Annotated in this window: 25 protein-coding genes; 14 read left to right on the top strand and 11 right to left on the bottom strand. The window is 69.6% G+C overall.

Going from position 1 to position 26,577, the window contains the following annotated elements:
• The gene (locus AB4880_RS16435; RefSeq protein WP_367920298.1) at window positions 1-210 is read left to right on the top strand and encodes an excisionase family DNA-binding protein; all 210 of its coding nucleotides are present in this window, start codon (window positions 1-3) and stop codon (window positions 208-210) included.
• A 129-nt stretch (window positions 211-339) separates the two neighbouring features.
• The gene (locus tag AB4880_RS16430) at window positions 340-1,101 is read left to right on the top strand and encodes a helix-turn-helix domain-containing protein (RefSeq protein ID WP_367920297.1); all 762 of its coding nucleotides are present in this window, start codon (window positions 340-342) and stop codon (window positions 1,099-1,101) included.
• A gap of 142 nt (window positions 1,102-1,243) precedes the next feature.
• Here AB4880_RS16430 and AB4880_RS16425 read toward each other — a convergent pair whose 3' ends face one another.
• Window positions 1,244-2,293, bottom strand: coding sequence for a hypothetical protein (locus tag AB4880_RS16425; protein ID WP_367920296.1), 1,050 nt, complete (start codon window positions 2,291-2,293; stop codon window positions 1,244-1,246).
• Between the two features lie 954 nt (window positions 2,294-3,247).
• Between AB4880_RS16425 and AB4880_RS16420 the strand changes: the two genes are divergently transcribed.
• Complete coding sequence (locus tag AB4880_RS16420) at window positions 3,248-4,702, top strand: DNA cytosine methyltransferase (RefSeq protein WP_367920295.1); 1,455 nt, start codon at window positions 3,248-3,250, stop codon at window positions 4,700-4,702.
• Window positions 4,703-4,729: 27 nt separating this feature from the next.
• Here the strand turns inward: AB4880_RS16420 and AB4880_RS16415 are convergent, their stop codons facing one another.
• Complete coding sequence (locus tag AB4880_RS16415; RefSeq protein ID WP_367920294.1) at window positions 4,730-5,938, bottom strand: hypothetical protein; 1,209 nt, start codon at window positions 5,936-5,938, stop codon at window positions 4,730-4,732.
• Window positions 5,939-5,991: 53 nt separating this feature from the next.
• Here AB4880_RS16415 and AB4880_RS16410 point away from each other — a divergent pair, with 53 nt between their 5' ends.
• The 6 genes from AB4880_RS16410 (at window position 5,992) to AB4880_RS16385 (ending at window position 12,812) form a co-directional block, all read left to right on the top strand.
• Entirely contained in the window at window positions 5,992-6,474 is a 483-nt protein-coding gene (locus tag AB4880_RS16410) for a very short patch repair endonuclease (protein WP_367920339.1), read from the top strand.
• A gap of 120 nt (window positions 6,475-6,594) precedes the next feature.
• Window positions 6,595-7,653 carry an EcsC family protein gene (locus AB4880_RS16405; RefSeq protein ID WP_367920293.1) on the top strand — a complete coding sequence of 353 codons (1,059 nt, stop codon included), beginning with the start codon at window positions 6,595-6,597 and terminating at the stop codon, window positions 7,651-7,653.
• Window positions 7,654-7,717: 64 nt separating this feature from the next.
• Window positions 7,718-9,007: an ergothioneine biosynthesis protein EgtB gene (egtB, locus tag AB4880_RS16400; protein WP_367920292.1), complete on the top strand. Its 1,290-nt coding sequence runs from the start codon at window positions 7,718-7,720 to the stop codon at window positions 9,005-9,007.
• Window positions 9,004-9,975, top strand: a complete 972-nt coding sequence (gene egtD / locus AB4880_RS16395; RefSeq protein ID WP_367920291.1) for an L-histidine N(alpha)-methyltransferase — start codon at window positions 9,004-9,006, stop codon at window positions 9,973-9,975. The genes egtB and egtD overlap by 4 nt, the downstream gene beginning before the upstream one ends.
• Before the next feature lie 112 nt (window positions 9,976-10,087).
• Window positions 10,088-11,755: an alpha/beta hydrolase gene (locus AB4880_RS16390; RefSeq protein ID WP_367920290.1), complete on the top strand. Its 1,668-nt coding sequence runs from the start codon at window positions 10,088-10,090 to the stop codon at window positions 11,753-11,755.
• A 100-nt stretch (window positions 11,756-11,855) separates the two neighbouring features.
• A complete protein-coding gene (locus AB4880_RS16385; RefSeq protein WP_367920289.1) occupies window positions 11,856-12,812 on the top strand; it encodes a hypothetical protein in 957 nt (318 codons plus the stop codon).
• 69 nt (window positions 12,813-12,881) lie between these two features.
• Here AB4880_RS16385 and AB4880_RS16380 read toward each other — a convergent pair whose 3' ends face one another.
• The 3 genes from AB4880_RS16380 to AB4880_RS16370 form a co-directional block, all read right to left on the bottom strand.
• A complete protein-coding gene (locus AB4880_RS16380) occupies window positions 12,882-13,658 on the bottom strand; it encodes an MBL fold metallo-hydrolase (RefSeq protein WP_367920288.1) in 777 nt (258 codons plus the stop codon).
• 99 nt (window positions 13,659-13,757) lie between these two features.
• On the bottom strand, window positions 13,758-14,408 hold the full coding sequence (locus tag AB4880_RS16375) for a sterol desaturase family protein (protein WP_367920287.1): 651 nt from the start codon (window positions 14,406-14,408) through the stop codon (window positions 13,758-13,760).
• Window positions 14,405-15,127: a FadR/GntR family transcriptional regulator gene (locus tag AB4880_RS16370; RefSeq protein WP_367920286.1), complete on the bottom strand. Its 723-nt coding sequence runs from the start codon at window positions 15,125-15,127 to the stop codon at window positions 14,405-14,407. Before AB4880_RS16370 ends, AB4880_RS16375 begins: the two co-directional genes overlap by 4 nt.
• A 194-nt stretch (window positions 15,128-15,321) precedes the next feature.
• Here AB4880_RS16370 and AB4880_RS16365 point away from each other — a divergent pair, with 194 nt between their 5' ends.
• Window positions 15,322-16,092, top strand: coding sequence for an SURF1 family protein (locus AB4880_RS16365; protein WP_367920285.1), 771 nt, complete (start codon window positions 15,322-15,324; stop codon window positions 16,090-16,092).
• Window positions 16,089-16,424, top strand: a complete 336-nt coding sequence (locus AB4880_RS16360; protein WP_367920284.1) for a DUF3817 domain-containing protein — start codon at window positions 16,089-16,091, stop codon at window positions 16,422-16,424. Before AB4880_RS16365 ends, AB4880_RS16360 begins: the two co-directional genes overlap by 4 nt.
• Before the next feature lie 15 nt (window positions 16,425-16,439).
• Here AB4880_RS16360 and AB4880_RS16355 read toward each other — a convergent pair whose 3' ends face one another.
• Window positions 16,440-16,796: a hypothetical protein gene (locus AB4880_RS16355; RefSeq protein WP_367920283.1), complete on the bottom strand. Its 357-nt coding sequence runs from the start codon at window positions 16,794-16,796 to the stop codon at window positions 16,440-16,442.
• 161 nt (window positions 16,797-16,957) lie between these two features.
• Here AB4880_RS16355 and AB4880_RS16350 point away from each other — a divergent pair, with 161 nt between their 5' ends.
• Window positions 16,958-17,467 carry a peptidylprolyl isomerase gene (locus AB4880_RS16350; protein ID WP_367920282.1) on the top strand — a complete coding sequence of 170 codons (510 nt, stop codon included), beginning with the start codon at window positions 16,958-16,960 and terminating at the stop codon, window positions 17,465-17,467.
• Between the two features lie 15 nt (window positions 17,468-17,482).
• Complete coding sequence (locus AB4880_RS16345; RefSeq protein ID WP_367920281.1) at window positions 17,483-18,403, top strand: rhomboid family intramembrane serine protease; 921 nt, start codon at window positions 17,483-17,485, stop codon at window positions 18,401-18,403.
• 406 nt (window positions 18,404-18,809) lie between these two features.
• On the opposite strand, the gene AB4880_RS16340 is transcribed toward AB4880_RS16345, so the two are convergent.
• The gene (locus tag AB4880_RS16340) at window positions 18,810-19,316 is read right to left on the bottom strand and encodes a cell division protein CrgA (RefSeq protein ID WP_367920280.1); all 507 of its coding nucleotides are present in this window, start codon (window positions 19,314-19,316) and stop codon (window positions 18,810-18,812) included.
• An 80-nt stretch (window positions 19,317-19,396) separates the two neighbouring features.
• Here AB4880_RS16340 and AB4880_RS16335 point away from each other — a divergent pair, with 80 nt between their 5' ends.
• A complete protein-coding gene (locus AB4880_RS16335) occupies window positions 19,397-20,203 on the top strand; it encodes a DUF881 domain-containing protein (RefSeq protein ID WP_367920279.1) in 807 nt (268 codons plus the stop codon).
• Here the strand turns inward: AB4880_RS16335 and pknB are convergent.
• From pknB to AB4880_RS16315, 4 genes are read right to left on the bottom strand one after another with little or no spacing between them, the layout of a single operon-like run.
• Window positions 20,133-22,145 carry a Stk1 family PASTA domain-containing Ser/Thr kinase gene (pknB, locus tag AB4880_RS16330; RefSeq protein WP_367920278.1) on the bottom strand — a complete coding sequence of 671 codons (2,013 nt, stop codon included), beginning with the start codon at window positions 22,143-22,145 and terminating at the stop codon, window positions 20,133-20,135. The two genes, AB4880_RS16335 and pknB, sit on opposite strands and share 71 nt — an antisense overlap.
• A complete protein-coding gene (locus tag AB4880_RS16325; protein ID WP_367920277.1) occupies window positions 22,142-23,659 on the bottom strand; it encodes a serine/threonine-protein kinase in 1,518 nt (505 codons plus the stop codon). The genes pknB and AB4880_RS16325 overlap by 4 nt, the downstream gene beginning before the upstream one ends.
• A complete protein-coding gene (locus AB4880_RS16320; protein WP_367920276.1) occupies window positions 23,656-25,188 on the bottom strand; it encodes a peptidoglycan D,D-transpeptidase FtsI family protein in 1,533 nt (510 codons plus the stop codon). The genes AB4880_RS16325 and AB4880_RS16320 overlap by 4 nt, the downstream gene beginning before the upstream one ends.
• On the bottom strand, window positions 25,185-26,570 hold the full coding sequence (locus AB4880_RS16315; protein ID WP_367920275.1) for an FtsW/RodA/SpoVE family cell cycle protein: 1,386 nt from the start codon (window positions 26,568-26,570) through the stop codon (window positions 25,185-25,187). Before AB4880_RS16315 ends, AB4880_RS16320 begins: the two co-directional genes overlap by 4 nt.
• Between the last annotated feature and the right edge of the window lie 7 nt (window positions 26,571-26,577).

Here is a 26,577-nt window from a genome sequence, read left to right as displayed (position 1 = left end):
ATGGCCGCGACCCCCGGACCCGCCGACGAGCGACCCCGATGGGTGAGCATCACCGGCGCCGCCATCTGGGTGAGCCTCTCGGCCAAGACCATCCGCCGCAAGATCGCCGCCGGCGAGCTGCGCGCCTACCGCTGCGGCAAGACCATCCGCATCAAGACCGACGACCTGGAGGCGATGATGCGCCCCGTACCTTCGGCGAAGGACTGGTGAGGGCCGGCGAAACCAGCCGCCCGCGCGCCGATTGTTTGTGATCCTGACTCCGACACTTGCGGGTTCCGGGAAACCTAGTTCTGACGCTAGGATTACGGCAATCACTTGCTGTCGACTAGGAATAATGCAATGGCTCGCATCAGCGTCCCCGAAGCCGCAGCACGACTCGGCGTGGTTGCGCAGCGCGTACGCCAGCGGATCCAGGACGGCTCGTTGCCTGCCGAGCGCGTGGGCGGGCAATGGATCATCGATGAGAAGGACTTGGCTCGGGTCTCCGACTCCAACGCGCCTGGCCGGCCCCTGTCCGAGCGATCCGCTTGGGCGCTGGTCGCGGCGGCCGAGGACAACGCAGTCCTCTTGCAGTCGCTCTCGGCCCCCGACCGATCCCGGGCTCGCGCCCGCCTCCGCAAACTCGCCGCCGCGCACCACGACGACTCCCACGAAAGCCTCCGCCTGCTGTCGGTGTTCATGCGCAACCGGGCGGCGCGACGCTGCTATCTGGTCGCCCAGCGCGACCTCAAGGACCTGCGCAACGACCCGCGCATCCGACTCTCCGGGCTCTCGCACCCCGAGTCCGGCCTCGCGTCTGGTGACGTCGTAGAGGGCTACCTGTCCGTCAATGACCTCGACGACGTCATGCAGGACTTCCTGCTGCGAGACGTGGACCGCGACCGCGCCAACGTCTTCCTCCATGTCGTCTCGCCCGACATCGAGGAAAGCCTTCCGCTCCTCGGCCACGCCTGGAACAGCCTGCTGATGGCCGCCGACCTCTCCGAGCACGACGGACCACGCGAACGTCACCGAGCCATGGAGCTGCTCGACCTGGCGCAACAGGCTCAGGCCCAGGCCCTGCAGGCGCGTCGGCCCCGAAGCGAAGGGCGGAACGAGTGAGCGACCCGGTCGTGCTACCTGCCATGACTGAGGCGCAGGCTGCCTCCTGGCACGCGATGATGGATCTGTACACGAAGGTCCCCGAGCATTGGACGCTCGTGGGTGGACAACTCGTGCACCTGCACTGCGCTGAACGCGGCTCCTACACCGCCCGCCCTACCACCGATGCTAAGAGCGGCGAGTCCGCGCTACGAAGCCTCATCGTTGCCGTCGACGACGGTCGCTTCTCCGCGTCGACATACATCGCAACGGTGTACTCGCCGTCCGCCAACTCATGCTGCTCGAGCGGCAGGATCGCGAGCTCGCCTTCCGATCTCTCGGCGACGAGCTCGTCCTCGGCGGCCAACCGCGAGCCCTCGAACACCTTGACCGTTACGGAAGAGGCTCCCGATGCCAATGCCACGACCTCGGGTGGCGCGAGGGAGGACCACTTTCGGAGTCGCCCGGGCAGCACAAAGCCACCACGGAGGGTGAGGCTGGTCTTCGCTCGGGGGACCAACGGCATGAGCTCCACATGGACCTGTCCGTCTGGAGCCCCGACGATCTGCACCTGACGCGCGAGCATCCACCCGTCGGGCACGCCGGCGACCCCGTCCATCAGCTCCCAGCCGGGGCGCGCACATTGCTCGAGATGCCGCTCGAGGCGTACGCGCGTGTCAGCGAGAGCGAGAACGACGTTGTCCTCTCCAACTGCGACCCGTTCGACCTCGACGAAGCAGCCCTGCAGCTCATCCCATCTCAGTGGCATGATTCGGCGGGGGCGGCGCTCCAGCTGAGCCCCCTCAACTCCCAGCCGCGCGGTGAGTACGTCGCCGGGAAGAGACTCCGCACTGAGCATGTCGGTGCTCGCCAGGCGAGACGTGCCATTGCCAGCGGAGACCATCGGCACGGCGAGCACGCCGTCAGCCGTCTCGAACGCGGCACGCTCCGACGATGACCCAGCCGATGGAATCGCGAGATTGAATTCGACGACCTTGCGCGGGAACGTCCGAACGTAGGCGAGAAGCCTCGTTCGGCGCGCAACTGGTGACCCATGCGTCTGATGATCTGTACCGCCGGTCCAAGCCTCCAGCTCAAGGCAGGCGGCTTGTACGATCCGCTCTCGTGCGGCCGGCACCGTCCACAGCCTCCGCAGGTTGTTGCTGAGCGGGCTGGGCACCTTCGTCGCGTACAGATCGAGCGAGAGCTCCATGTCTGGGGCTCCCATCCGGAAGCCGGGCGGCAGACCCTCCGCCTCGAAGACGTGGTGCAAGCCACTTCTATCGTGTCGGCGCACCACGGCCTGCGACATCGGCAGGCCGTCAGCCGCATGCCGCCAAGCGCGTAGGCGGTCGGGACGCCGCGCTCGCCCTCCCAGGCCTCGAGCCATGCGTTCAGAGACGCCCACATGTCCTCCGCGATCGTGCGGTAGTCGGTGATCAGCCTCTGCTGGCGCGACTCCGGGACCTCAAGGAGTGGAAACAGGCGGCCGTAGTAGTTGTTCGACGCCATGTCTGCGCCTGCCTGCATCTGCTCGGCCGCCATCGTCAGTACGACTAATAGCGGGAGGGACGGTGGCGTGTCCAACCGCGCCGCGGCATGTCGCTTCGTAGCTTGAGCGTGCCAGCGGAGGGTGCTGGCGCCTTCGCCGTCCAGATGGGAGGGTCGGACGGACCGCCTTCAGGTACGCGGCGAGCGGATCTCCGGCTAACCCTGCGGCATCCGCGATCGCCGCGAGGGTCTCCCCCTCGGCGAGCGTGTATACGGGAAGGCCGGCCTTGTCGCTACCGAACATGGCATCAGCCGTCGCCTCGCACAGACGGTCGTACTCGCTCACGCACTCACTCCCCGGCTGAGATCTCCACGGTTGGAACGTAGTAAGAACCTCCGACAGATTCAGGAGAATGGAAACTTCGCCTGTCCCACCGCGTTGCATCGATCGTGTCGTGGCCCCGCTCGAGGCGCAGAATGATGTGCACCACTGCAGACACCGGGGAGGAGGCCTCTCTCCAGCCTGCGTGGGCCCACGCACTACGGCGAGGTTGCGCATCACGCATGCAGCACGTTGCGGGCGTGGTGCTCTAGATCGATAAGACGCCAACGAGCGCAACCCGACACGCCGGTTGCCGGTTGCCAGCTCGAGCTGACGTTCGACTACTATCGCGACATGCCGAGTAGCCGCGCAGGATCGTCCGTCTCCCGTGGTAAGGCTCCGAAGGCGTCGAAGCCGCCCTTCCGCTTCATCGATCTCTTCGCTGGCGTCGGCGGGTTCCACGCAGCGCTGTCCGCGTACGGCGGTGAGTGTGTCTACGCGGTGGAGATCGACAAGGCTGCGGCAGCTGTCTACAAGCGGAACTGGGGCCACGACTCGCTGGGTGACATCACCAAGGACGCCAATGAAGACGTGATGAACGTTGGTGCTCACGAGATCTTGGCCGCGGGTTTCCCCTGCCAGCCGTTCTCGAAGTCCGGTGCTCAGAAGGGCATGGACGAGACGCGCGGGACGCTGTACTGGAACATCCTTCGGATCATCCAGGAGCGTCGCCCCAAGGTCGTCCTGCTCGAGAACGTTCGGAACCTCGCGGGGCCTCGGCACTTGCACGAGTGGCAGGTGATCATCGAGACGCTGCGCGACGAGGGCTACCGAGTCAGCGAGACTCCGGCAATCTTCTCCCCCCATCTTCTTCCGCCGAGCCGCGGCGGGCGGCCCCAGGTCCGAGAGCGGGTGTTCATTACGGCGACGCTCATCCCGGATTCGCTGATGAACAGCCCGGAGCTCGAGTTCGACCCGGCGCCGGTCGCGCTCATAAGTGATCGAGTCGACGGTTGGGAGCCGAAGACGGAGTGGCATCTCGAGGATCTGCTCGACGACTCCCACAACCTCCCAGGCTGCGACCTGACCGCTGCGGAGCGCCGCTGGATCGACGCGTGGGATGAGTTCGTTCAGATCATGTGGGAGCTCCGAGACGGTCGCCGCCTTCCAGGCTTCCCGCTCTGGGCTGACTCTTGGCGGGATGTGAAGGACGCGTGGAAGCGGGACAAGGAGAAGGTTCCGGACGTTCCACGTATCCCTCTCGTTGATCCGACGCTGCCCGACTGGAAGCGTTCTCACCTGATCAAGAACTACGAGTTCTTTGCGGCGCACCACCGGATCATTCGGGATTGGGCTGAGCGGTGGGGGGTCTATACCGAGGCCTTCCCGCCATCGCGGCGCAAGCTTGAGTGGCAGGCACAAGACACCGCTCGTCTCTGGGACACGGTCATGCACTTCCGTCCGTCGGGCATTCGCGCGAAGGCCCCGACTTACCTTCCCGCTCTGGTCGCGATCACGCAGACGAGCATCGTTGGACCGCGCGAGCGCCGCCTGTCGCCGAGAGAGACCGCGCGTTTGCAGGGTCTTCCGGACACCTTTGACTTCGGTGATCAGCGTCCGGCTGCGACGTACAAGCAGATGGGTAATGGCGTCAACGTCGGCGTTGTCTGGCACGTTCTTCGCGAGCACGTGCGACGCGACGAGTGGTTGCTGAAGCACTCAGCTGAAGGACGCGACATCATTCAGGCGGTCCTTGATGCGCCGGCGTCCCCTGATGCGATTCTGGCGCGGCACCGGCCCAAGGGCTGAGGTCGAGCGATGGCCGTCGTGATGAAGTCACCTGGTCGCGGCGGTCTCCGAGTAGATCAAGAAGTTGTCGATATTGCGCTTGTTGATCATCACCTTGAGGGCTCTCGAGGCACCGCCTGGCTGCTTGCCCTGAGCGAAGTCACCGAGGACAACATGGAAGTTGGCCTCATTGACCTCGAGGATCATCATCTTGACGAACCGGACTGACTCTTTGAATCGGTTCGCATATGACAACGGGTCGTACGGCTTTCGGCCTCGGTAGCCAACCGAGCGCTTCCATTCGTTCCAGGCGATGGTTGCCCGGTCTCCGTTGTCGCGAGCGTGATGGGTCAGGTGCTCGTAGATCACGTACCAGAAGCGCCCGTACTCGGCGACGCATCGCTTGATGTCCTCGGCGTCGTTACCTGGGGACTCGTGCTTCGTGACATCCGAGGCCTTGAGGTCGCCGTAGTACTCCAGCGTGTCGCCGTTCTTGAAGACAAGGTCATAGTCGAACGCGCCATCGTGCTTTACCTTCTGGTACTCAACGAGCTCGCCGAGTCCGCGTCCTCGCAAGAACGCGTCGAGGCGATACTCGACATAGAACCCGGGCCATTCGCCCTGGAAGGTGTCCGGCCATGCGGCGGCGTGCATCTCCTTGATCGCGTCGAGCGCGTCGATCTGGTCGTCAAGCAGGAACTCGACGTTGAAGCGGTGAAAAACGTCGAGCCGAGGGTGTGACGGCTCGTACCCGCCGATGAGATACGCGGCGAACTGGTCAGCGCGGACGCTGGTGAGCCGGTTGCCGTTGCGGTCGACCCGGGAGAACTGCCCGTGCATCTGCGCTTGATACAGGTCGTTCGTCGAGACATGGGCCGCGGAGTTGTTCGCTTTGCGGAGGACATAGGTCGTCGGATCGAAGTCGACGAAGATCGTGACGTCGCCGTAGTGATAGATGCCCACGAAGCGCGTGACGAGTCCGTCCACAGTGGCGTGGCGCTCGACATCAAGCCATGTCTTCGGGATCTGAATGCGCTTCTTGAAACCCGGCCACGGGTTGCCGAGATGAGTGACCTGCTTCTTCAGGATGACTTGATCCCTGTATCGGATCACGCGTTCCCCTGCGTAGCGGGTGACCTCTGCCCCCGGAAGAGCGGCAATCAGGAGAACATTCTTCTTGAGGTCGCTGAGAGTCGTGTCGACGTCCTCGATGAGTGCTCCGTTGGAGCCGATCTGATCAACGACGACAGTTCCCACGATCCGTTTTGTACCAGGACCCGCCAGCAAGCACGCTGACTTTGGCGACCTCGGTGGGGCGCGCGACTCTCCGGGGGCATGCTGGAGGCGTGGCGCGGGGGTATCAGTCGTGGGCTTCGTCAGCCGCATCGCGTGCGACCATGCAGGGCAACCGGGCTCGCGACACCCGGCCGGAGATGGCTGTGAGGCGACTCCTGCACGCGATGGGTCTGCGTTACCGGGTCGACGCGCGCCCTCTTCCCGATCTGAACCGGCGCGCCGACATCGTCTTCTCCAAGGCGAAGGTCGCAGTCTTCATCGACGGCTGCTACTGGCACGGATGCCCGGAGCATGGAACGACAGCTCGCACCAATGCGGACTACTGGGGTCCGAAGATCCAGCGCAACCGCGATCGCGATGCCGACACCAGTCAGAGACTTTCGGAAGCAGGATGGACGGTCGCGCGATTCTGGGAGCACGAGCCCCCTGGAGCCGTTGCGGATGCCGTCAGCGCCTTGGTGCGCGAGAGTGCCGCTCAGGAACTCTGCGAGCCTTGAGTTGCAGCGCAGGCAGCCCGGATATGCCGGACTTCAGTCGGACCCTGTGGCTACGGTGTGGGCGATCAGTAGCCACGACATTCGTGCGCGGCTCGCTAGCGACGATTGAGGACGATTGTCATGACTGCACCGACGGCCGGTTTCCACGGGATGACGCGGTACGAGCAGCAGTTGTGGACCAAGGCGGTGGCCCGTCTGAACGCCACTTCCGCAAGGCGGAGCCGGCAGTTGGTGGGTCGTGCCACCAAGCCGATCGCGAACCTTGCCGGCAAGGCCTGGGACAAGTTTCCAATCAACGACGACATCACGCTGCAGTTCGAGAAGGCTCTGGAAGGTCTCGTGGGCGTGACGATGGAGCCCGCGATGAAATCGGTGAACCTCGAGAAGGTTGCGGCGCGAGTGGGTGTTCCCTGGGAGGAATTCCAGACGCTGGATCTCAAGCGGCTCGACGAGGCATCTCCCCGAACGCGCGGTCTCTACACAGGGGCCGCGCTCGTGGAAGGCGGCGCGACGGCGTTGGCGGTCACCGGAGCGACGGTGGCCACCACGGTGAGCGGCGGTACGACTGCCGCGTTGGCAATTGGGGCCGTGGCAACGGACATCGCCTCCAGCATTGGGCTCCTGGGCCGCATCACTGCCGTTGCCGCAGCCGAGTACGGCTACGACGTACGGCTCCCCGAGGAGGAGATCTTCGCGCTCGGCACGATCTCGGTTGGCTCGGCGGGATCTCCAGCCGCCAAGGTCGCCGCGCTCGCATCCCTCTCTCGCCTCACCCAGGAGATGATGCGACGAGCCACCTGGGCGCAGCTGAACAACCACGCGCTGGTCAAGGTGATTGACGCGGTGTTCAAGGCGCTCGGCCTCCGACTGACTCAACAGAAACTGGGGCAGGCGGTCCCGTTTGCCGGAGTCCTCATCAACGGAGGTCTCTCGGCGCAGATGGCCGACCAGACCTATCGCCGTGCTCGTGATGTCTATCGGCTGCGTTTCCTTTCGGAGAAATATGGGATCGACCCGGGGGCCTGGGTAACTTCGGAGGATTCGATCGTCGTGGATGAGGTGCTGGGTGCAGCGCTCGACCAATTTGAGGTTGACGACTCGGTAGATAGTGCCCAGCCCGCTGTCGATCTCGAGTTTCGCGACAGATGGACTAGTCGAATCGTGCGGGGGCTGACGTGAACATCTCCTGACCGTCCGCGCTCGCCCCTGGTCGTTGTCGGTGCACCCCCTTACTGTCGAATCCATGACCGCAACCCAGTGGACGGCAGCCGCTCTCCTCCAGCGGTACGACGAGGTGCGCTCCCACACGGAGAGGCTCGCCGCGCCGCTCTCACCCGAGGACCAGACGGTCCAGTCGATGCCCGACGTGTCGCCGACGAAGTGGCACCGGGCGCACGTGACGTGGTTCTTCGAGACCTTCGTCCTCGCAAGCAACGAGGCGGGGTTCGCGCCGTTCCAGGACCAGTACTGGTTCCTCTTCAACAGCTACTACGAGGCCGTCGGGCCGCGCTACAACCGGGCCGAGCGGGGTGTGATCAGTCGGCCGGGCGCTCATGACGTGGGGCTCTACAGGGGCAATGTCGACGCCCGGATGCAGGACCTGATCGACGGCCTCGATCAGGGGACGATCGACAAGGTCGCGGCGACGATCGAGCTCGGGTTCCACCACGAGCAGCAGCATCAGGAGCTGCTGCTGATGGACATCAAGCACGTCCTCTCCCTCAACCCCCTCCGCCCCGTGTACGGCGGCGCGCCGGCGCCGTTGGTCGACACCGACCGCATGGGGTGGGTCGAGGTCGAGGGTGGGCTGGTGGAGATCGGGCATCGCGAGGGCGCGGGGTTCTCGTTCGACAACGAGCTGCCGCTGCACCAGGTCTACCTCGAGCCGTTCCGGCTCGCCGACCGCCTGATCACCAACGGTGAGTGGCTGGAGTTCATGGCCGACGGCGGCTACCGGCGTCCCGAGCTCTGGCTCTCCGACGGGTGGGCGCAGGTCAAGACCAACGGGTGGGCGGCGCCCTTCTACTGGAGCGACTACGACGGCGTCTGGTTCGAGCACACCCTCCACGGCACCTTCCCGGTCAACCCGGGCCTGCCGGTCAGCCACGTCAGCCACTACGAGGCCGACGCCTACGCGACGTGGGCCGGCAAGCGGCTGCCGACCGAGGCCGAGTGGGAGCACGCCGTCCGCACCGACACCGGCGACGCCGCCGAGCCCCACGGCAACCTGGCGGACACCGAGACCTTCCACCCCCGCGCGGCCGAGCCGGGCAACGGGCGGCTCCGGCAGGTTTACGGCGACTGCTGGGAGTGGACGTCGTCCGCCTACCTCCCCTACCCGGGTTTCCACCCGGCGGCCGGCGCGATCGGCGAGTACAACGGCAAGTTCATGTCCAACCAGATGGTCCTGCGCGGCGGCTGCGCGCTCACCCCGCCCGGCCACGCCCGCGCCAGCTACCGCAACTTCTTCCCACCCGGTGCGCGCTGGGCGTTGAGCGGCGTCCGCCTCGCCGACGGGGGTGCCCCCGCATGAGCGAGCCGCGCGTCCGGGTCCTGCTCGAGCCCGGCTGGGAGACGGGCAGCATCGCCGACGACGTACGACGCGGGCTGAGCCGCTACCCGCGCACCCTCCCGCCCCGCTGGCTCTACGACGACCACGGCTCCGCGCTCTTCGACCGGATCACCCGCCTGCCCGAGTACTACCCCTTCCTCGCCGAGCGGGCGATCCTCGAGGCGCACGCCGACGAGATCGTGACGGCCAGCGGGGCGACCGCGCTCGTCGAGCTCGGCAGCGGCACCAGCGAGAAGACCCGGCTGCTGCTCGACGCGTTCACCCGGAGCGGCCAGCTCACCCGGTTCGCCCCGGTCGACGTCTCCGAGGGCACGCTGCGTACGGCGGCCGACCAGATCGCCGAGCGCTACCCCAGCCTCGAGGTGGTGGCGGTGGTCGGCGACTTCACGCTCCACCTCGCCCACCTCCCCGAGGGCGGACGACGGATGGTCGCCTTCCTCGGCGGCACCATCGGCAACCTCTATCTCGAGGAGCGCAGGGCGTTCCTCGGGGCGCTGGCCGACGTCCTCGAGCCCGGCGACTCGGTCCTGCTCGGCACCGACCTGGTCAAGAGCGCCGACCGGCTCATCGCCGCCTACGACGACAGCCAGGGCGTCACCGAGGCGTTCATCCGCAACGCGCTGGTCGTCGTCAACCGCGAGCTCGGCGGCGACTTCGACCCCGACGCCTTCTCCTACATCCCCTTCTGGGACCCCCACATGGAGCGGATGGACCTGCGCCTGCGCGCCGAGGTCCCGCAACGGGTGAGCGTCCCCGGCGCCGACGTGGTGCTCGACCTGGCGATGGGCGAGGAGATCCGGATCGAGATCTCGACCAAGTTCCGGATCAGCCGGATCGCGGCCGAGCTCGAGGCCGCCGGACTGGGCGTCGCACGAGTGTGGACCGACGAGGCGGGAGACTTCGCGCTCACGCTTGCGGTGAAAGCCTGAGTTCGCCGGAACTTTTCCCGCTGTTGGGTATGGACGTATCGGGTATCGACACGGCAATGTCGATCGAGCGCCGGGTCTCCCCCCGGCCGTCTGACTCGGAGGGATGGAACCGGTGAAGAGACCACTCACGATCCTCGCATCGCTCGCCGTCGGCGCCGCCGTCATGGTGCCTGCAGCGAGCAGTACGGCGTCCCCCACGCCGGCCCGCGGCCCCGCACCGGCGGCCGCGCCCACGGCGTCCACGGCGTCCACCGCGGCCGCCGGCGGCGGCTACACCGCTCCGCCGCTGCAGTGGGGCGCCTGTGCGAGCCAGCGGCTGCAGGACGAGGGCGCGCAGTGCGCCATGCTCGAGGTCCCGCTCGACTACGCCAAGCCCCACGGCCGCAAGATCCACATCGCGGTGAGCCGGGTGCTGCACACCGACCCCGACTACAAGGGGATGATGGTGGTCAACCCCGGTGGTCCCGGCGGCTCCGGCCTCATCTACTCGATCTTCGGTCAGTTCGTGCCCAACGGCGTCGGCGCGAAGTTCGACTGGTACGGCTTCGACCCCCGCGGTGTCGGCAGCAGCGAGCCGGCGCTCAGCTGCAACCCCGACTACAAGGGCGCGGGCTTCAACCGGCCCAACTACGTCCCGACCAAGCCGTGGATCATGAAGTGGTGGCGCAAGGTCACCCGCGGCTACGCCCGTGACTGCGGCAAGTCCGCCGCTCGCCGGATCCTGCCGCACATGCGCACCGTCGACGTCGCGCAGGACCTCAACACGCTGCGCCGTACGGTCGGCCAGAAGAAGCTCAACTACTACGGCTTCTCCTACGGCACCTACCTCGGCCAGGTCTACGCGACCAAGTACCCCAAGCACGTCGGCCGCTTCGTGTGGGACGGCGTCCTGAACGCCAAGAACGCCTTCTACAAGGCCAATGTCGAGCAGAACATCCAGTTCGACCGCAATATCAACGTCTACTTCCGCTGGCTCGCCAAGAACGACGCCGTCTACCACCTCGGCACCAACGGCGACGCGATCCGCAAGGGCTACTACAAGCTGCGCCGCAAGCTCGACCGGCACCCGGCCGCCGGCGGCAAGCTCGGCCCCGACGAGCTCGACGACGTGATGCTCAGCGCCGCCTACTACGTCTACGGCTGGGCCGACATCGGCGCGGCGTACACCAAGCTCGTCAAGACCGGCGACGGCGCCGACATCCTCGCGATGTACGCCGGCCCCGGCGACGACAACGGCTTCGCCGTCTACAACGGCGTGCAGTGCACCGACGCGAAGTGGCCCGGGTGGCAGAAGACCAAGGCCGACTCGTGGCGCGTCTACCGCCAGCACCCGTTCCTGACATGGGGGAACACCTGGTACAACGCGCCCTGCCTCACCTGGCCGGCCCCGTCGCACCGGGCGTTCAAGGCCAGCGGCAAGCGGGTCCACGCCAAGATCCTGATGGTCGCCGAGACGCGTGACGCGGCGACGGTGTTCTCGGGAGCGCTGGCCACGCGCAAGCTGTTCCCGTCGTCCTTCCTCATCGAGGGCGTCGGCGGTACGACGCACGCCGGCTCGCTGTCCGGCGTCGCCTGCACCGACGACACCATCGCCACCTACCTCGACACCGGCAAGCTGCCGGCCCGCAAGTCGGGCAACCGCAGCGACAAGAAGTGCCCGCCGGTGCCGCCCCCGGCCGCCAGCATGCGGGCGCGCGGCGGGTTCGCGGGCGTCAGCTCCGACCGGCTTCCGGCCGACCTGCGGGCGCTGCTCGAGCAGGTGCAGATGATCGGGCGCTGAGCGTTCCCCTCCCCAACTGCACAGCACAGATCCACAGGGTGGGCGTCGACCGTGTGCGGTCGGCGCCCACCGTGCTGTCGTCCATGGCAAGATCAGCGACGTGAGAGGCACCCGGGTCGCTGCGACGCTCATCGCCGCCGTCCTGCTGGCCTCCTGCTCGAGCGATCCGAAGCCCGTCTACCAGGCCTCGCCCACGCCGACCGCGACCGTCAGCCCGTACGACGCCTCCAAGGAGCCCTCGGCCGCGGTGCTGGCCCTGGTCCCCGCGGCCGCCGACACGCTCGAGGTCACCGACTTCGACCAGCTCCGGCTGGTCCTCGGGTTCGCCACCCTGCGCGGGTCGAGCGCGGCGCCCGACCGCGAGCGGTTCTGGCGCGAGGTGCCGCGCACGGCGGCGCTGTCGACCGGGCTGCTGCGACCCGTCGAGACGCAGCTGCGCAACCGCTTCGGCTTCGGCCAGGACGACGTCGCCTGGGAGGCGCGCTACGCCGGCGGGGCCCAGGGCTGGGTGCTCGTGTTCCACGACGACATCCCGATGGCCGCCGTACGACGGGCGGTCGAGGCGGGCGTCGGTCCGCTGCGCGGCGCGGTCGTCGACACCGAGCGGCGCCTGGTCACCTCCGCCGCGCTGCCGGACCTCGCGACGTCGTGGAGCGCCGACCAGCAGCTCGCGCCGCTGACCGGCGGCGAGGCCGTGTCGACGTACGTGCAGCGGGGATGCGTGCCCTTCGACACCGTCTTCGGCACCGGCATGGAGAGCCAGCTCGCCGCGGCGCCCAAGGCCGCGCTCGCCGGGCTCGAGCCGCTCGACGCCTTCGCCGTCGCGCTCGGGACCGAGCTGGTCACCGTCCAGCTCGGCGCCGAGCGGTCGGACGCCTTCGACCGGGTGCGGCTGGCCGAGCTGATGCCGCCGACGCAGCCGGAGTTCGGGCTGGTGATGAGCCGGGGCGTGGCCGACCCGTCGACCGGACGACTCGGCTACGTGCTGGGCGATCCCGCCGCCGCGGCGCGGCTGACCCGCGAGCGGCACCTGCCGTTCGCGGTCTGCCCCGGCTGATCCGTCGTACCCGGCATCTCGGTCGCGAATCGGTGCGAAACGGGACCAGAATGCCGGGTGCGACGGCGCTCAGCCGGCGCTGAGAGCGTCGTACTGCGCCCGGTCGTGCGCGCAGAACACGGTCACCTCGTTGCTGTGGCCGTGGGCGAGCTCCTGCAGCCGGGCGAGGTTGTCGACCCGGCGCTGGTTGGAGACCGCCATCAGCCGCTGGAAGGCGGCCAGGGACGACGGGCAGGTCGGCGGCTGGTCGAGCTGGGTGCCGGCGAAGAACGCGTCGCCGGCGTGGAGCAGCCAGTGGCCGTCGTCGCGTCGTACGGCGATCCCGGAGTGGCCGCGGGTGTGGCCCGGCAGCGGGATCAGCACCACGTCGTCGTCGAGCGCGGTCACCGACGGGAAGCCGAACCAGCTGTCGTTGCCCTCGGTGTGGGTGGTCCACTGCGGGCCGTGCGCCCACTGTGCCCCTATGTACCGGGCCTTCTCGCGCAGGGACGGCGCCATCGCGGCCTCGTGCTCGCGCGCGTGGACGTGGACGCGGGCCTGGGGGAAGTCGCTCAGGCCGCCGGCGTGGTCGAGGTCGAGGTGGGTGAGCAGGACGTCGGTGACGTCGGCCGGATCGAGGCCGTGCGCCTTGATCTGCGCCTGCGCCGTCTCGGCCGGGTCGAAGGCGGGCCGGACGCTGGCGACGAAGCCGAAGCCGAGGCGCCTGCGGTCGGCGAGATCGCCGGTGCCGAGGCCGGTGTCGACGAGCGCCAGTCCTTGCGGACGCTCGACGAGGAGCACGTGGGCGACCATGGGGGGAGCAAGGGGCGGGCGCATGGTCGCGCAGTTGAGGTGATGGATCCGCACGTCGCTGATCCTCACATATTGAATTGGTCGAGAGCCGGCTTCGCCGCCGGACGGCAGCAAGCTGCAGAGGCGGGCGGCTCCCGCCACTCTCGACTGACGCTAGCCGTGCAGGTTGCGGGCGGTCGGCGAGGTGGGGACCGTGCTCGGGTCGGGGGCGGTGCCGAAGAGGCGGTCCGCCGTGCCGGCGGTGGTGACGGTGAACCAGTAGTGCTCGCTCTTGAAGTGGTGGAGCCGGTGGTGGCGCCAGATCCGGCGGTAGGCGGCGGACTGGGGCCGGTAGTCGCTGTGGAGCAGGTAGTGGGTCCACTCGTAGGTCGACTTGATCGCGTAGATCGACACCAGCAGCGTGAACATCGCGCTCGGCGTGGGCGTGACCAGCCAGGCGAGCGCCGTCCAGGCGGGGGCGAGCCAGAGCTGGACCTGCCACGGGATGAAGACCAGCGGGATCGCGCGCGGGTCGGCGTGGTGGGCGCGGTGCTTGCGGGCGAGGAGCGGGTCGAGGGTGAGGCCGGCAACGCGGCGCGGGCGCCAGTGCAAGATGTTGACGTGGACCAGCCACTCCACGACCGGGAGGACGGCGAGCAGGCCGACCGGGATGGCGAGCTCGCCGAGGTCGCCCGGGCCCGCGAGGACGCGGCCCGTGATCGCGGCGGCGAGGCAGCCGCCGAGCAGGTAGGGGCTCGGATGCCGCCAGAACTCGGCGAACACCTCCCCCATCGTCGCGCTGGTACGGCGCTCGAGGGTGCTCATCGCGGCCCGTCCATCGCGGCGAAGGCGGCGAGCAGCGCGTCGCCGGTCGGCGTGAGCACGTGGACGGCGGCCGCGCGCGCGGTCGGTGCGTCGCCGGCCCGGATCGCGGCGGCGAGCAGCCGGTAGGGCTCCAGCCGGCCGACCTCGTCGGCGAGGATCGAGACGAGGGCCGGGACGACCGGCTCGTAGGCCGAGCGGAGGCTGTTGAACATCAGCCGGAAGACGAGCGAGTCGGCGCCGTCGACCAGCACGTCCCAGTAGTCGAGCGCGCCGACCTGCCAGGCGACCGGGTCGGTGGTGGTCTCGAGCCGGGTGACGATCGCCTCGAGCGAGTCGGCGAGGCCGGGGCCGCCGCGTTCGGCGGCCAGGGCGGCGATGCCGGGGCCGATCTCGGCGCGCGCCTCGATGATGCTGCGCCCGATCGCCGCGTTGAGCTGGCCGCCGCGGACGAGGAGGCGCGGGAGCAGGTCGAGCCCGGCCGAGCGGCGGTAGTCGCGGACCGTCGTACCGCCGCCGTGACGGACCTCGACCAGGCCGGTCTGGGCGATCCGCTGCAGCGCCTCGCGGACGGCCGGTCGGGAGATGCCGAGGACCTCGGCGAGGCGGCGCTCGCTGGGCAGCGGCTCGCCGACCGGGAGCTCGCCGTCGACGACGTCGTCGAGGAGCTGCTCGAAGACCTGGTCGGCGACGGAGCGGCGGGAGATCGGACGCAGGGCCATGTCGAAACGGTAGGTCGGTGGCGGCTGATGGTCAAGTGGTCAGACCACTGACCGAGCGTCGAATGGGCAGAAACTGCAGACAAATCGACGAAAAGTTGCGGTTTGGTCCCCAACCGCAACGGTTTTGCCCCGAAGAGGGGGCGTGCGGAGCGGCCTCGTAGGCTGCTCGTGTGGTGCGGTGGTGGAGCGTTCGGATGTGGGGTGCCCACCTGCTGGGGCTGCTCTGCGTGTCGATCGCGATCGGCATGGGCGTGTGGCAGTACGACGCCTGGCAGACCCGCCGCGCGGCCGAGCGGGTCGACCTGACCCACCTCGCGCCGATCCCGATCCAGGACGTGATCGGCCCCGACGACCCGTTCCCGACCAAGGGGCTCGGGCGGCAGGTCGACGTCCGCGGCGAGTTCGTCGCGAAGGGCACCGTGCTGATCTCCGACCGGGAGAGCTCCGACGGCAAGCCGGGGCTGTGGCTGGTGACCCCGCTGTCGGTCGGCGCGCCGGACGCGCCCGCGGTCCCGGTGGTGCGCGGGTGGGTCGCCGAAGGCACCGACCTGGCCAGCCTGCCGGCGCCGCCGACCGGTCCGGTCGACGTGGTCGGCTGGCTGCAGCCGCCGGAGAGCGGCGCGGTCGACGACGACCCGAACGACGCCGTACTGCCGAGCCTGCGGATCGCCGACTTGATCCAGCGCCTCGGTGGCCAGGACCTGTACGGCGCCTACCTGGTCGCCAAGGAGCCGCTGACCACCGACGCCGCGGCCGGTGTCGGTCACGCGACGCTCGACGCGCTGCCGGAGGCGAGCCGGTTCACCGCGCTGCGCAACATCCTCTATGCCATCGAGTGGTGGGTGTTCGCGGCCTTCGCGGCCTTCCTCTGGTTCCGCTATGTGCGCGACGCCACGGCCGAGCCGGACCTCGAGGAGGCCGGCGGCGAGGGCGTCGGGGACGACGCCGTACCCTCGAAGCCGTGACCAAGCTCTTCAACGTCTACCGCGTGCTCGCGCTCGTGGTCGGCGTCCTGCTCGTCGTGGGGTCGCTCGGCTCCCTGATGAAGTACCTGCTCACCGAGGGCTCGACGCTCCAGCAGCTCGGGGAGCACCTCGGCATCATCTGGATGCTGCACGGCTTCATCTACATCGTCTACGTGGTCGTCGCCTTCGTGCTGGCCCAGCGGGCGCGCTGGTCGATCCCCCAGCTCGGGCTGATGCTGATCGCCGGCCTGATCCCCGGCCTGATCTTCTGGGTCGAGCACCGGGTGGTCGTGCGGCTGCGTGAGGACCACCCGGAGCTCGCGCGGGCCTGAGCCCGGCTCAGCGACTCAGATCGGCGGCTGCTCGCCCGCCGGCTCCTCCGGCAGCGGATCGGTGAGCGGGTCCGCGACCGGCGCGGGGGCGTTGTCGACCGCGGTCGGCTCGGGCGTCGGCTCGGGCGTCGGCTCGGGGGTCGGCTCGGGCGTCGGCTCCGGCGTCGGCTCCGGCGTCGGCTCCGGCGTCGGCTCCGGGGACGGCGTGGGCGTGGGCGCAGGCGGCGGGGACGCCGCCGTACCTGCCGGCTCGGGGGCGGACTGCCACGGCGAGCCACCGCGCTGGGCACCACCGGCCTGCAGCTTCTTCGCGACGGTGGCCACGAGCGCGCCCAGCGCGCCGAGTGCCACCAGCTTCTTCAGCTTCTTCATCCCGAGTCTCCTTCAGCCAGTGTCCGCGACCCGTCCGGGCCGCTCCTTGATCCCACCATGGCACGGCGGGTGCCTCCGACACGAGGTACCCGGGGCGGCGGTCAGTAGGATCGACGCGTCAGCATCACCATCCCGTACCAAGCCGGAGACGAGGCATTTCCATGGCAGCGCAGCAGGCCGTCCTCAAGACCAACAAGGGCGACATCACGCTCAACCTGTTCCCGAACCACGCGCCCGAGACGGTCGCGAACTTCACCGGCCTCGCGTCGGGCGAGAAGGCCTACGACGCCGGCAACGGCGCCACCGGTCCGTTCTACGACGGCCTCACCTTCCACCGCGTCATCCCGGGCTTCATGATCCAGGGCGGCTGCCCGCTCGGCACCGGCACCGGCGGCCCGGGCTACACCTTCAAGGACGAGCCGCACCCCGAGCTGGTCTTCGACAAGCCCTACCTGCTCGCGATGGCCAACGCCGGCCCGGGCACCAACGGCTCGCAGTTCTTCATCACCGTCGGCCCGACCACGTGGCTGAACTTCAAGCACACCATCTTCGGTGAGGTCGCCGACCAGGCCGGCCGCGACGTCGTCGACGCCATCGCCGCCGTGCCGACCGGCCCGATGGACCGCCCGGTCGAGCCGGTCGTCATCGAGTCCGTCGAGCTCGTCGACTGACCTGACGATCACGCCATGAGCACCCCTCCGGTCGGAGTGCCGACCTGCTATCGGCACTCCGACCGCGAGACCTACATCCGCTGCCAGCGCTGCGACCGGCCGATCTGCCCCGACTGCATGCGCGAGGCGGCGGTGGGCTTCCAGTGCCCCGAGTGCGTCGCCGAGGGCCAGCGCGGCGTCCGGCAGGCGAAGACGGCGTACGGCGGCCGGATCGCGGCCAACCCCGGCGCAGCGTCGATCGCGCTGATCGGCATCAATGTCGTGGTCTGGGTGATCATCATGGCCACCGGCCGCTACGGCAGCCGGCTCTTCGAGCTCTTCGCGCTCGCGCCCACCGGCTCCTGCCGTGAGGGCAACGGGATCTACTACCCGTTCGTCAACCAGGCCGCCTGCGAGGCCGGCACGACGGCCCACTGGACCGCCGGTGTCAGCGACGGCGCCTACTGGCAGCTGCTCACCGCGATGTTCACCCACGTCGAGCCGTGGCACATCGCCTTCAACATGCTCGCCCTGTGGGTCCTCGGCCCCCAGCTCGAGCAACTGCTCGGCCGCGGCCGCTACCTGGCGCTCTACCTGCTGTCCGGGCTGGCCGGCTCGGTCGCGGTCTACTGGCTCGCCGCGCCGCAGACACCCACCGTCGGCGCCTCGGGCGCGCTCTTCGGCCTGATGGGCGCGCTGGTCGTGGTCGGCATCCGGATCCAGGCCAACATCCAGAGCCTGCTGCTCTGGATCGGCATCAACCTGGTGCTCACCTTCACCCTCCCCAACGTGTCCTGGCAGGGACACTTCGGCGGACTGGTCGGCGGCGCCGCCATCGCCGCGGTGCTCGTGTGGGCGCCGAAGGAGCGTCGTACGGCGGTCCAGGTGGCCGGTCTCGGCGCCATCGGCGCGGTCCTCGTCGTCGCCACGCTCGCGCGCACGCTCGTCCTCGCCTGAGCGCGGCGGGGGCGCTGGGCGTAGCTGGCGCTGGGCGCTGCCGCTGGGCGTAGCCGCTGGGCGTAGCCGGCGCGGGGCGCTCCCTAGCGGCGACCCGGATTTCCCCAGGTTTCTCCACCGGTGTGGATGAATCACACGTGTGTAGTTCTCCCCAGCTGTGGACAGGCCTGGGGAAAACGCCGGGGCGTGACCGCCCTTGTAACTCGGTGTCCGGTGATCCACCACGGCGAACCGTCAACTACCACTGGGTCGTTACCGGTCATGACCCTGTGGTGGAACACCGGACACCGAGTTACATGCGCGGTAGGCCGGTGCGTGCGAGGCCCCCGACCTGGGGAAAAACAGCACCGCGCCGCGGACCAAGGAGGTCCACCGACGCGGCGCGCGGCTGAGCTGCGCGGGAGGCCTACTCCCAGCGGGTGGCGAACGCGAAGCCCACCGCCATGAACCCGATACCCACGAACAGGTTCTTCTGCCCCAGGTCGTTGAGGATCGGGATGTCCTTCGGGTCGTTGCCCGTGAGGAAGATGTAGAAGACGCAGATCCACAGCAGGCCGATCAGGAAGCACCCGAGCATCCCGACCACGACGCCGCGGCCGCGGCCGAGGGGGGTCTTCGGGTGGGCCGAGATGATCAGGCCGAGGAAGAGCGCGATGAAGCCGATCAGGTAGTTCTTGCCCTCGAGGTCCTGCAGGAAGGACGGGCCGCCGGCCGGATTGGGCTTGCCCTTGGCGTTGATGCTGCCCCAGCCGTCGGTGGGCCGGATCCCGAAGTAGTAGTACAGGATGAAGGCGATGCCGCCGGCGATCAGCAGCAGCGCGATGGCGAACCGGATGCTCAGGACCGGGCCGCGGTCGGGGTCGCCGAAGACCTCACGGTCCTTGCGCTTCGACAGACGGGACGGCTTGGCCACGATGGGCTCCTCGATCAGACTCGGGTGTCGGTACGTCGCCCCTGCGGGCGGGCGCTCGACCGGTGTTGGACACTGTCAGTATGACGGGTAGCCATGCCGGAGGTGGGACGGGTCGCCGTACCGGGTCCGAGCGGCGGTCCCTGGGTTGGCGGATCGGTACGCCGGTCGTGGCCCTGCTCAGCGGGTCCCTGCTCGCGGTCTCGGCCGCCAACAGCCACGGCACCGACCTGCGGCCGGGCCGCTACAACAACCTCGCCGAGCTGGTCGCCGGGGAGGCGTCCGACTACCGCACGGTCGAGGACCGGTTCAACGAGCTGTCCGACGAGGTCGACCGGCTGACCGCCTCGATCAACGACAAGGGCGTGGGCCGGGCCCGGGCCGACGTCGCCAAGCTGCGCGACCCCGCCGGCCTCACGCCGCGCTCGGGTCCGGGGCTGGCGATCACGCTGTCCGACGCGCCGTCCGAGCTCGTCGACGCGGCGGTGGCCCGCAACAAGGAGGTCGACCCCGAGAAGCGGATCAACCTCAACCGCTTCGTCGTCCACCAGCAGGACATCCAGGCGGTGGTCAACGCGCTGTGGGCCGGTGGCGCGAGCGCGGTCACCATCGCCGGCCAGCGGGTGATCTCGACGACCGGCATCAAGTGCGAGGGCAACGCCGTCCAGCTCCAGGGCGTGCCCTACCCCCAGCCGTACGTCATCGAGGCGGTCGGCGACCCGACCGGCCTCTACGAGAGCGTGGCCTCCGACCCGCTCGTCGCCGGCTTCCGCACCGACGCCGCGAACCCGCTCATCGGGATCGGCTACTCGCTCGACTTCAAGGCGCGGGTCGAGGCGCCGGCGTACGACGGCGTCCTCGACCTGCAGTACGCCCGCCCGTTGCGCTGACCCCCGGCGTCGTCGGCAGCTGGCGGCCATTGCCATTGCCATTGCCGTTGCCATTGCCGACCGGGCCGGGGTCGAGCGGGTTCAGCGGGTCGGTGCCGTTGGCGACCTCCTGGCCGTCGCTGATGCCGTCGCCGTCGGTGTCGGGGTTGTTGGGGTCGGTGCCGCGGGCGGCCTCGTCGGCGTCGGACAGCCCGTCGCCGTCGGTGTCGACCGGGGTGGTCGGCTTCTCGTAGATCGACACGAAGATGTAGACCCGGTTGCCCTGGTCGAGGGTCTCGCCGGCCGCGGGATCCTGCTCGGTGACCCGGCCCTTCTTCTGGCTGCTGTCGTCGGCCGGCGCGTCGCGGACGACCGGCTGGAAGCCGGCCTCCTTGATCAGCCGGATCGCCTCGGCCTGCTTCTTGCCGACCAGGCTCGGGACCGTCTTGGGCCCGTTGGAGATGCAGAGCTCGACGGTGGCGTCCTTGTCGACCATGGTGCTGGCCGGCGGGTTCTGCTCGGTGACGGTGCCCTTGTCCTCGTCGGACTCGCACGGGCGCTCGCTGATGTTGCGGCGCACGATGCCAGCCGCCACCAGGTTGTCGATGGCCACCTTGCGCTTCTCACTGACCACGTTGGGCAGGGAGAACTGGCCGGGGCCGAGCGAGACCACGAGGTTGACCTTCGTCGCCGACGCGACGTAGTCGTCGCCTGCCGGGTCCTGCTCGATGACGTGGCCGGCCTCGATGGTGTCGTCATTGCGGACGGTGACCGTGCCGACCTCGAGTCCGGCCTGGCCGATCGAGGTGCGCGCGTCGTCCTCGCTCATCCGGACCACGTCGGGCACCCGCACCGGCGGCGGGGTGTCGTCGAAGAGCCGCGGCCACACGATGTAGGCGGTCGCGATGATCGCCGCGACGAGCAGGCCGAGCACGACCCACAGGCCGACCTTGCTCCGCTCGTCCTTGCGCGCCGGCGGGATCGCGGGGCGCACGGCCGTCTCGGCCGGACCCGGGGGCGGCGGAGGCGTCGCGGCCACGACCGCGGTCGGCGCGGTGCCGCCCGGTACGACGGCCTGCACCGGCCGGCCGGCCAGGTAGCGCTCGATGTCGGCGCGCATCTGCGCGGCCGACTGGTAGCGGTCCTCGACCCGCTTGGCCAGCGCCTTCATCACGATGGCGTCGATCTCGGGGGTGAGGTCGTGCTCGTGCTTCGACGGCGGTACGGCGGGCTCGCGGACGTGCTGGTAGGCCACCGCGACCGGCGAGTCGCCGACGAACGGCGGTCGGCCGGTGAGCAGCTCGTAGAGGAGGCACCCGGCGGAGTAGACGTCGGAGCGGGAGTCGACGGTCTCGCCGCGGGCCTGCTCCGGGGAGAGGTACTGGGCGGTGCCGACGACGGCCGCGGTCTGGGTCATCGACGACTGGGCGTCGCTCATCGCGCGGGCGATGCCGAAGTCCATCACCTTCACGTCGCCCGACGGCGTGAGCATCACGTTGCCGGGCTTGATGTCGCGGTGGATGATCCCGGCGCGGTGGCTGTAGTCGAGCGCGGAGAGCACGCCGCTGGTGATCTCGAGCGCGCGCTCGGGCAGGATCTTGCGGCCCTCGCGCAGGATGTCGCGCAGCGTGCGGCCGGCGACGTACTCCATGACGATGTAGGGGACGACCTCGGACGAGCCGTCGAGCTGCGCGGTGCGCTCCTCGCCGGTGTCGTAGACCGAGACGATCGCCGGGTGGTTGAGCGAGGCCGACGACTGCGCCTCGCGGCGGAAGCGGGCCTGGAAGGTCGCATCGCTGGCGAGGTCGGTGCGCAGTCGCTTGACCGCGACGACCCGGCCGAGGCGGGTGTCGGTCCCCTTGCGGACCTCCGCCATGCCGCCGCGGCCGAGCAGCTCGCCGAGCTCGTACCGCCCGCCCACGACGGGCCGGCTCGAGCCGGGTTCGGTCGGGGGAGTGGTCATTCCGCACCTCTCGGAAGGGTCAGCGGGCTGCTGGTGTCGGTCGGGCTGTCGGTGGGCGCCGTCGGTGTCGTCGGCGGGGTGGTCGGCGGTGTCGGTGTCTCGCGCGGGCCCCAGTAGTAGACGATCACCTCGTCGCCCTGGTGGAGCTTGCCGTTGCGCGAGAACCGGGACACGGTGCCTTCGTCGCAGTTGCCGGTGTTGGGCCGCGTGTCGAGCTCACTCGAGGCGACCAGGCCCTCGTCGTTGAGGTCCTTGACCGCCGTGGCGGCGTCGGCATAGCACCGGTAGCGGCTGTCGCTCACGGTGACCGTCGTTTCCTGCGTCGGCGTGGTGGGCGTCGTCGGCTCGGTCGGTGTGGTCTCGGTCGAGCGCGTCGTGGCCGGCGGGGTGGTGCTCGGGTTGTCGCTCGCAGTGTTGTCGTTGCCCCGGCCGAGCAGCAGCGCGGCGGCCGCGACGGCGGCGATCACCAGCAGGATGACCGCGATCGCGATCGGCCACGGCGACCTGCGCCGGCGCTCCTCCTCGGCGCCGGCATAGGCCGCGGGTGTCTCGAGACGGCGGATCGGCTCGGCCGGGGTGGGCGGGGTCGGCACGGGGACCGGCACCGGCGGGACGACGCCGGTGAGCACGCGGGTGCCCTCGTCGTCGGCGGGTGGGGCGGCTGCGGCGGCGACCGACGGGTCGCGCAGGGCGGCCGCGAAGGCCGCGCCGTCGGCGTAGCGCTCGGCGGGGTCCTTGGCGAGCGCGCGTCGTACGACGGCGGCGAGGGGGCCCGGCACGCTCGCGGGGAGCTGCGGGACCGGCTGCTGCAGGTGGGCGAGCGCCGTGGCGACCGGCGTCTCGGCGTCGAAGGGACGCTGGCCGGCGAGGCACTCGAAGGCGACCACGCCGAGCGAGTAGACGTCGGAGGCGGGCGTCGACGGGTTGCCGCGGGCCTGCTCGGGGCTGAGGTACTGCGGCGTGCCCATCACCGAGCCGGTGCGGGTCAGTGCCACCGAGTCGGCGGCGCGGGCGATGCCGAAGTCGGTGATCTTGACCTGCCGGTCGGAGGTGACGAGCAGGTTGGCGGGCTTGACGTCGCGGTGGACGATGCCGGCGCGGTGGGCCACGCCGAGCGCGTCGGCGGCCTGCGCCATCAGGTCCTGGACGACGGCGACGTCGAGCGTGCGGCCGCTGCTGCGGGCGTTGGCGAGCAGCGCGGAGAGCGGCTGACCGTCGACCAGCTCCATCACCAGGTAGGGAGCCTGCGGCCCGCCGACGGTGGGCGTGTCGTCGCCGGCGCCGTAGTCGTAGACCCCCGCGATGCCGGGGTGGTGCAGGGCCGCGGCGCTGCGCGCCTCGCCCTCGAACCGGGTGCGGAACATCGGGTCGTCGGCGTACTCGGCCTTGAGGACCTTCACCGCCACCGGCCGGTTGAGCCGGGTGTCGGTCGCTCGCCACACGACACCCATGCCGCCGGTGGCGATCATGGAGTCGAGGCGGTAGCGGCCGGCCTGGTCGGCGTACTGGCTCACTTCTTCAACACCGCTTCCATCACTGCCTTCGCGATCGGGCCGCCGAGCTGCCCGCCCGCGATCTCGTCACACGCCTTGTCGGGCGCCTCCTGGATCATGACCGCCACCGCGACCTGGGCGTTCTCCGCCGGCGCGAACGAGACGAACCAGGCGTACGGCGGCTTGCCGCCCGCGCTGCAGCGGGTGGAGGTCCGCTGCGCCGTACCGGTCTTGCCGGCGACCTTCACCCCCGGGATCGCGGCCGGCGAGGCGGTGCCGTTGTCGACGACCGAGACCAGCAGGTCGGTCATCTCGCGCGCCGTCTGCGCCGAGATGGCGCTCGGGTTGAGCTCCTCGGGGTCGGTGGAGCGCAGCACGTCGAAGCCGGCGGTCTGCACCTGGTCGACGAGGTAGGGGCGCATCACCCGGCCCTGGTTGGCGATCGCGGCGGTGACCATGGCCATCTGGAGCGGCGTCGACTGCACGTCGAACTGGCCGATGCCGGTCTGCGCGGTCTCGGCCTGGCTGAGCTCGCGGGTGCCGCCGCCGTCGGACTGCGGGACCGCGACGCCGGTCGGGTAGACCGACTGCGCCTGGCCCTTGAGGTCGAGCAGGTAGTCGCTGTTGAACCCGAACGCCTCGGCCTGCTTGCGCATCTTCTCCGGGCCGAGCTGGACGGCGAGCTGGGCGAAGGTGGTGTTGCACGACCAGTCGAGCGCGGCCGCGAACGAGATCCGCCCGGGGCTGCACTGGCTGCGGCCGTCGTTGGAGATGGTGCGCGTCGTGCCCGGCGGCCGGTACGACGCGCCCGCGGGGACCTGGTCGCCCGCGTGGTAGTCGCCGTTCTGGATCGCCGCCGAGCCGGTCACCAGCTTGAACGTCGAGCCTGGGAACAGCCGGGTCTGGATCGCCCGGTTGAGCAGCGGCTGGCGGGGGTCCTTGGCGAGCTGGGTGTAGGCGGCGGACGCCTTCTTGGAGTCGTGGGTGGCGAGCTCGTTGGGGTCGTAGGACGGGTAGGAGGCCATCGCCAGGATCCGGCCGGTCTTGGGCTGCAGCGCCACCACCGCGCCCTCGCCGCGCGGGCCGAGGGTGTCGCGCAGGCCCTCGAAGGCGGCCTTCTGCGCGGCGGCGTTGAGCGTCAGCACGACATTGCCGCCCTGGCTGGTGTCGCCCTTGAGCAGGTCGACCAGGCGGTTGACGAAGAGCTCGGGGTCCTCGCCGGTGAGGACGGCGTTCTGGCTGCGCTCGATGCCGGTCTGGCTGCCGAGCTGGAGGTAGCCGGTGACCGGGGCGTAGATGCGCGCGCCCGCCTCGGGGTAGACGCGGAGGTACTTGTACTGGTCGTCGGACGGCTTGCTCGTCGCGATCGGCTCGTCGCCGACCAGGATCTGGCCGCGCTCACGGGAGTAGGACGCCTCGGCGACCCGGGCGTTGCGCGGGTCGGTGTTGTAGCTGTTGGCCTTCACGAACTGCAGGTAGGTCACGTTGACCATCAGCGCGAGGAACAGCAGCATGCAGAAGATGGCGACGCCGCGGATCGGCTTGTTCATCGCGGCACCACCTTCACGATCTGGGTCGCCTGCTCGTCGGGGTCGTCGGCGTCGGCGGTCAGGTCGGGCAGCGGGCGGCGGGCCTGGTCGGAGATGCGCAGCAAGATGGCGACGATCACCCAGTTGACGACGAGCGAGGAGCCGCCGTACGACAGGAAGGGTGTGGTCAGACCGGTCAGGGGGATCAGCCGGGTCACGCCGCCGACGACGACGAAGACCTGCAGCGCGAAGACCGCCGCGAGGCCGGTGGCGACCAGCTTGCCGAAGCCGTCGCGCGAGATCAGCGCCGCGCGCAGGGCCCGCTCGACGACCAGGCCGTAGAGCAGCAGCACCGCGATGACGGCGGTGAGGCCGAGCTCCTCGCCGATGGCGGCGAGGATGAAGTCGGACTCGACGTACGGGACCCGCTGGGGCATGCCCTCGCCGAGGCCGCGGCCGACCAGACCGCCCCACGCGAAGCCGTAGAGCGCCTGGACCAGCTGGTAGCCGTTGCCGTTGGGGTCGGCGAAGGGGTGCAGCCAGATGTCGACGCGGTTCTGGACGTGGGCGAAGATCCGGAAGGCGACCGCCGCACCGCTGAAGAACATCAGGCCGCCGACCACCAGCCAGCCCGGCCGCTCGGTGGCGACGTAGAGCATGACGAGGAAGAGGCCGAAGAACAGCAGGCTCGAGCCGAGGTCGCGCTGCAACACCAGGATCCCGAGGCTGACCACCCACATCATCAGGATCGGGCCGAGGTCGCGCCCGCGCGGCAGGTCGACGAAGACGATCCGGCGGCCGGCCAGCGCGAGCGCGTCGCGGTGGACGACGAGGTAGCCGGCGAAGGTGATGACGAGCAGCAGCTTGGCGACCTCGCCGGGCTGGAAGCTGAAGCCGGCCAGCGAGATCCAGATCTTCGCGCCGTTGATCGACGTACCGAGGCCGGGGACCATCGGCAGGACCAGCAGCACGATCGCGGCCAGGCCCGAGGTGTAGGTGAACCGGGCGAGCAGCCGGTGGTCGGGCAGCGCGATGAGCGTGCCGATGAAGAGGGCGACGCCGAGCGTCATCCAGGTGAGCTGCTGGCTGGCGAGTCCGGTGTCCTTGGCCAGGTCGACGCGGTGGATGATCGCGAGCCCGAGGCCGTTGAGCGCGGCCACGACGGGCAGCAGCACCGGGTCGGCGTACGGCGCGACGATGCGGACCACGACGTGCGCCCCCACGACGAGCAGGGCGAGCCAGCCGCCGTAGCCGATGATGTTGGCCGGCACCTTGCCGTCGACGCCGAGGCCGACCGCGGCGTAGGCGCCGATGCCGACGACCAGCGCGAGGATCAGCAAGAAGAGCTCCGCGCCCCGCCGGCGGCGGTGCACGAAGCCCATCAGGGCGGAGTTGGTGGCCATGCGCGCC

This window comes from Nocardioides ginsengisoli (assembly GCF_039537225.1).
Classification (GTDB): domain Bacteria; phylum Actinomycetota; class Actinomycetes; order Propionibacteriales; family Nocardioidaceae; genus Nocardioides; species Nocardioides ginsengisoli.
The sequence above is the reverse complement of the archived record's forward strand: the minus strand, read 5'-3'. Positions and strand labels throughout refer to the sequence as shown.

Bases quoted from the DNA above. Each gene is read 5' to 3' on its own strand.
- AB4880_RS16435 (WP_367920298.1), top strand. From the start codon at position 1: ATGGCCGCGACCCCCGGACCCGCCGACGAGCGACCCCGATGGGTGAGC.
- AB4880_RS16430 (WP_367920297.1), top strand. From the start codon at position 340: ATGGCTCGCATCAGCGTCCCCGAAGCCGCAGCACGACTCGGCGTGGTT.
- AB4880_RS16425 (WP_367920296.1), bottom strand. From the start codon at position 2,293: ATGGAGCTCTCGCTCGATCTGTACGCGACGAAGGTGCCCAGCCCGCTC.
- AB4880_RS16420 (WP_367920295.1), top strand. From the start codon at position 3,248: ATGCCGAGTAGCCGCGCAGGATCGTCCGTCTCCCGTGGTAAGGCTCCG.
- AB4880_RS16405 (WP_367920293.1), top strand. From the start codon at position 6,595: ATGACTGCACCGACGGCCGGTTTCCACGGGATGACGCGGTACGAGCAG.
- egtB (WP_367920292.1), top strand. From the start codon at position 7,718: ATGACCGCAACCCAGTGGACGGCAGCCGCTCTCCTCCAGCGGTACGAC.
- egtD (WP_367920291.1), top strand. From the start codon at position 9,004: ATGAGCGAGCCGCGCGTCCGGGTCCTGCTCGAGCCCGGCTGGGAGACG.
- AB4880_RS16375 (WP_367920287.1), bottom strand. From the start codon at position 14,408: ATGAGCACCCTCGAGCGCCGTACCAGCGCGACGATGGGGGAGGTGTTC.
- AB4880_RS16370 (WP_367920286.1), bottom strand. From the start codon at position 15,127: ATGGCCCTGCGTCCGATCTCCCGCCGCTCCGTCGCCGACCAGGTCTTC.
- AB4880_RS16365 (WP_367920285.1), top strand. From the start codon at position 15,322: ATGTGGGGTGCCCACCTGCTGGGGCTGCTCTGCGTGTCGATCGCGATC.
- AB4880_RS16355 (WP_367920283.1), bottom strand. From the start codon at position 16,796: ATGAAGAAGCTGAAGAAGCTGGTGGCACTCGGCGCGCTGGGCGCGCTC.
- AB4880_RS16350 (WP_367920282.1), top strand. From the start codon at position 16,958: ATGGCAGCGCAGCAGGCCGTCCTCAAGACCAACAAGGGCGACATCACG.
- AB4880_RS16345 (WP_367920281.1), top strand. From the start codon at position 17,483: ATGAGCACCCCTCCGGTCGGAGTGCCGACCTGCTATCGGCACTCCGAC.
- AB4880_RS16335 (WP_367920279.1), top strand. From the start codon at position 19,397: ATGACGGGTAGCCATGCCGGAGGTGGGACGGGTCGCCGTACCGGGTCC.
- pknB (WP_367920278.1), bottom strand. From the start codon at position 22,145: ATGACCACTCCCCCGACCGAACCCGGCTCGAGCCGGCCCGTCGTGGGC.
- AB4880_RS16320 (WP_367920276.1), bottom strand. From the start codon at position 25,188: ATGAACAAGCCGATCCGCGGCGTCGCCATCTTCTGCATGCTGCTGTTC.
- AB4880_RS16315 (WP_367920275.1), bottom strand. From the start codon at position 26,570: ATGGCCACCAACTCCGCCCTGATGGGCTTCGTGCACCGCCGCCGGCGG.